The 3,419-nt window shown below is 58.1% G+C and carries 2 protein-coding genes, 1 tRNA gene and 1 pseudogene; 2 read left to right on the top strand and 2 right to left on the bottom strand.

Translation table 11 applies throughout. From position 1 onward, the window contains the following. Positions 1 to 113 precede the first annotated feature (113 nt). Positions 114 to 204: transfer RNA gene (locus NKI08_RS34260), tRNA-Ser, on the bottom strand. Positions 205 to 653: 449 nt separating this feature from the next. Between NKI08_RS34260 and NKI08_RS34255 the strand changes: the two genes are divergently transcribed. Both NKI08_RS34255 and NKI08_RS34250 read left to right on the top strand, forming a co-directional pair. Continuing rightward, positions 654 to 1,826, top strand: coding sequence for a porin (locus tag NKI08_RS34255; protein WP_352775893.1), 1,173 nt, complete (start codon positions 654 to 656; stop codon positions 1,824 to 1,826). 238 nt (positions 1,827 to 2,064) lie between these two features. After that, positions 2,065 to 3,123: a tyrosine-type recombinase/integrase gene (locus NKI08_RS34250; RefSeq protein WP_352775891.1), complete on the top strand. Its 1,059-nt coding sequence runs from the start codon at positions 2,065 to 2,067 to the stop codon at positions 3,121 to 3,123. Positions 3,124 to 3,308: 185 nt separating this feature from the next. On the opposite strand, the pseudogene NKI08_RS34245 reads toward NKI08_RS34250, so the two are convergent. Next, positions 3,309 to 3,419: pseudogene (locus tag NKI08_RS34245) on the bottom strand (IS110 family transposase); the annotation flags it as partial.

Raw genomic sequence — 3,419 nt, 5'->3', positions numbered from 1 at the left:
GACTTGGAACAGAGGACCTTGCAGACCATCGACAACCCGTTCGGCACGAGGTTGTCACCCATGTCTTAAGTACAATCTGTTACCCATGTCTCCGGGTTGGACACGAAGCAGGATGGCGGAGAGGATGGGATTCGAACCCACGAGAAGCTTTTGACCTCTACTCCCTTAGCAGGGGAGCGCCTTCGACCACTCGGCCACCTCTCCGTTGCGCCGGTGGATAAAGAAAAGCGCCGGCACAATCAACAAGCCTGCGCTATTATCCTTGAAAAATCGACCCTTCGCCAAAGCGCCGCCCAGCGATGTGGCGATTCTGCGGCAATTCCCTGGTTCGCGACTCGGGCCATCGTCACATTTCGGGCCGACCATCGCCGGAATCCGCCGTTTGCAACGGCTTGCGAAGGGCCGATGGTTAACGGGAGCTTTCGGAGTGAGGCCAAATCGTGTCATTTGTGCAACAACGCCAGGCGATAGCGCCACCACAAACCTTTTGCCGGTACGATCGTGGTTGAACGCCGCCGTCTCATGGGTAATGTCGGGTTTGAAGGAGCGGCGCGGTGCGCATCTTTTTCGGTAGTGGGGATGGGGCAGGGAACGCTGTCCTTCAGCAAAGAATACCCAGACCCGTTTTTTAACTTTTGACTGGAGGTCAGAAAATGAACATCAAGAGCCTGCTTCTCGGCTCCGCTGCGGCACTGGTCGCAGTTTCCGGTGCGCGCGCCGCCGACGCCGTCGTCGTCGCCGAGCCGGAACCCGCTGAATACGTCAAGATCTGCGACGTCTACGGCGCTGGCTACTACTACATCCCCGGCACCGAAATCTGCCTGCGCATCGGCGGCTATGTCCGCTATGATATCTCTGTCGGTGAGCGGGGCTCATTTGACGGCGCTAGGTACACCGACTATTTGGACGGCGATACCAATGACGGCTATTACAAGCAGGCGCGCTTCACGTTGAGGACCTATACCGGCCAGGAAACCGAGATGGGCACCTTGAAGACCTACACCGAAACCCGCTTCAACTGGGGAACAGGTCATGCCCCGGCCGAATTCGGTCCCGGTTATTCTGACTTTGGCAGCAGAGGCGTTTCGCTGAACTTCGCCTGGATCCAGCTCGGTGGTCTCCGCGTCGGTAAGGACGAAACAGCCTTCAACACGTTCACCGGCTACGCCGGCAATGTCATCCAGGATACGATCGTTCCCTACGGCGGCTTCGACACCAATGTCGTCCAGTACTACTTCGATGCCGGCAACGGCTTCTCGGCGGTGGCTTCATTGGAAACCGGTTCGGGCTTTCTTGACGCCGGCGGCTCCGGTGCCGACTTCGGCAATGACTCGATCGACAGCTATGTTCCCTATGTCGTCGGCGGCCTGAAGTACACGCAGGGCTGGGGCTCCATCAGCGGTGTTGCTGCCTATGACAGCACCATGGAAGAATGGGCTGCCAAGGTTCGCCTCGACGTAACCCCGATGCAGAACCTGACGCTGTTCCTGATGGCCGGCTACGGCTCCGACGACAACGTTCCGCGCAATTACTACAAGCAGTGGGGCGGCAACTGGGCAGTCTGGGGTGGTGGCACCTACACCATCAACGAGAAGACCTCGTTCAACCTTCAGGCGTCGTATGACGAAGCCAAGGAAGCTGGCGTCGCGGCCAACATCGCCTATGACATCGTTCCTGGCTTCACGATCACCGCCGAAGTCGATTATGCTCATAATAGTCACAAGACGACCGGTGACTTCGGTGGCTATGAATACAATTGGACTAACCTCCCGTCGGACAAGAAAAACGCCGTCGGCGGTTTCCTCCGCTTCCAGCGCTCGTTCTAAGGGCTGGACTTAAGGCAAGTGAAATCCAGCCCGGGCGCTTTAACGCCCGGGCTGTTTTTGTTTTCGCGACTGGTAGCAAACAGAAGGAAAAGGGGGTTCGGTAGCTGAACAGGGTTGTGGAACGATGTCGTTGGGATCCGCCGCTGGTGGATGAAATCGGCCGCAACGCTTAAAACTCTTGAAAGGGCACCGTCAAGCAGGTAGGTCTAGGCCTATCCACTCGGGGGTGTGGCGAATAATGACGAACGATGCGATTCAAGAGGGAGGAACCTCTGATCATTTTTCGATGTTTTCTTCTCAAACTGCAAAAATAAAATACAGTTACAACAAGATACGAGAAGTAAAGTCGCACAGGATCGGAGAACTTTTTTCAGCATACCGGGACATACTTTGGGATGACGGGCGGCATAAATACAATGTCAGCTCTTTCATCGGCGAGATAGACGAGATCCTCCTTGGGGAGCGTTTCAGCGCCTTTGACCAAAGCACCCTCGACAATCTTATCGGCACCTTGCGCCAGCGCGGCAACAGCAACGCAACCATCAACCGGAAGATGGCTGCCCTCAGCAAACTGCTGCGCAAGGCTCACAAGATGGGAGATATCCACAGCCTGCCCGAGTTCCGCCGCCAGAAAGAGCGGGCGGGACGGATTCGTTTCCTCGAAAGGGACGAGGAGGCCCGGCTGTTCGCCGCCATCAAGAGCCGCAGCGAGGACGCTTATCGGCTTTCCGTCTTTCTCGTCGACACCGGTTGCCGCCTCGGCGAAGCGCTGGGCTTGATTTGGAACGATATCCAGGAGCACCGCGTCAGTTTCTGGATCACCAAATCCGGCCGCAGCCGTACCATCCCGATGACCGAGCGGGTAAAAGAGGTGATCAAGCTGCCGGCGATCGAGGGCCGCCGGCCCAAAGGCCCGTTCACCAAGCTCAGCCAGGCGCAGTTTCGCGCCATCTGGAACGATGCCAAGGCCGAAGTCGGGCTTGGCGCCGACGATCAGGTCGTGCCGCATATATTGCGCCATACTTGTGCCTCGCGTCTCGTCCAGGGCGGCATCGATATCAGGCGTGTGCAGATGTGGCTCGGCCACCAGACGCTGTCGATGACCATGCGCTACGCGCATCTGGCCACCAACGACCTCGATGGCTGCGTCACTGTGCTGGAGACGCCGCGGTGCAGTGCCGCGGACAGTGGCGGCGCAAGCGCTTTGTCTGCTCCACCTCCGGCAAGGGGAGGGCCAAAAGGCGAGCCGGCCGCAAGCAAGGCTCCAAAGCCAGCGAAGAGAAGCGCCAAATCCTGACGGATCTGACGTGAGATATCAGCCAGCCGCTCAGGGTTGCGCTGCCCCTCATTGCCCTGCCGGGCATTTCTCCCCGTATAGCGACGGGGAGAAAGGCGCCCTTGCGAAAGATTTCGCTAATCCCCAGCGTTGCAGACACCTCCCTTCTCCCCGTCGCTCTACGGGGAGAGCGACTGTCTTGGCTGTCAAGTTTTTTGCCACGGTTTTTGATCCCGGACGATAGCGTTGAGAATGGTGAGAAGCTTGCGCATTGTGGCGACGACGGCGACGATCTTCGGCTTGCCGGCCTCGACCAG

The sequence above is a fragment of the Mesorhizobium sp. M0768 genome (genome assembly GCF_040320195.1).
In the GTDB taxonomy this organism is placed as follows: domain Bacteria; phylum Pseudomonadota; class Alphaproteobacteria; order Rhizobiales; family Rhizobiaceae; genus Mesorhizobium.
This window is presented reverse-complemented; position numbering and strand designations above follow the sequence as displayed.

What these genes read in the sequence shown, in the direction of transcription:
- NKI08_RS34250 (WP_352775891.1), top strand. Translation starts at nt 2,065, where the DNA reads ATGACGAACGATGCGATTCAAGAGGGAGGAACCTCTGATCATTTTTCG.
- NKI08_RS34255 (WP_352775893.1), top strand. Translation starts at nt 654, where the DNA reads ATGAACATCAAGAGCCTGCTTCTCGGCTCCGCTGCGGCACTGGTCGCA.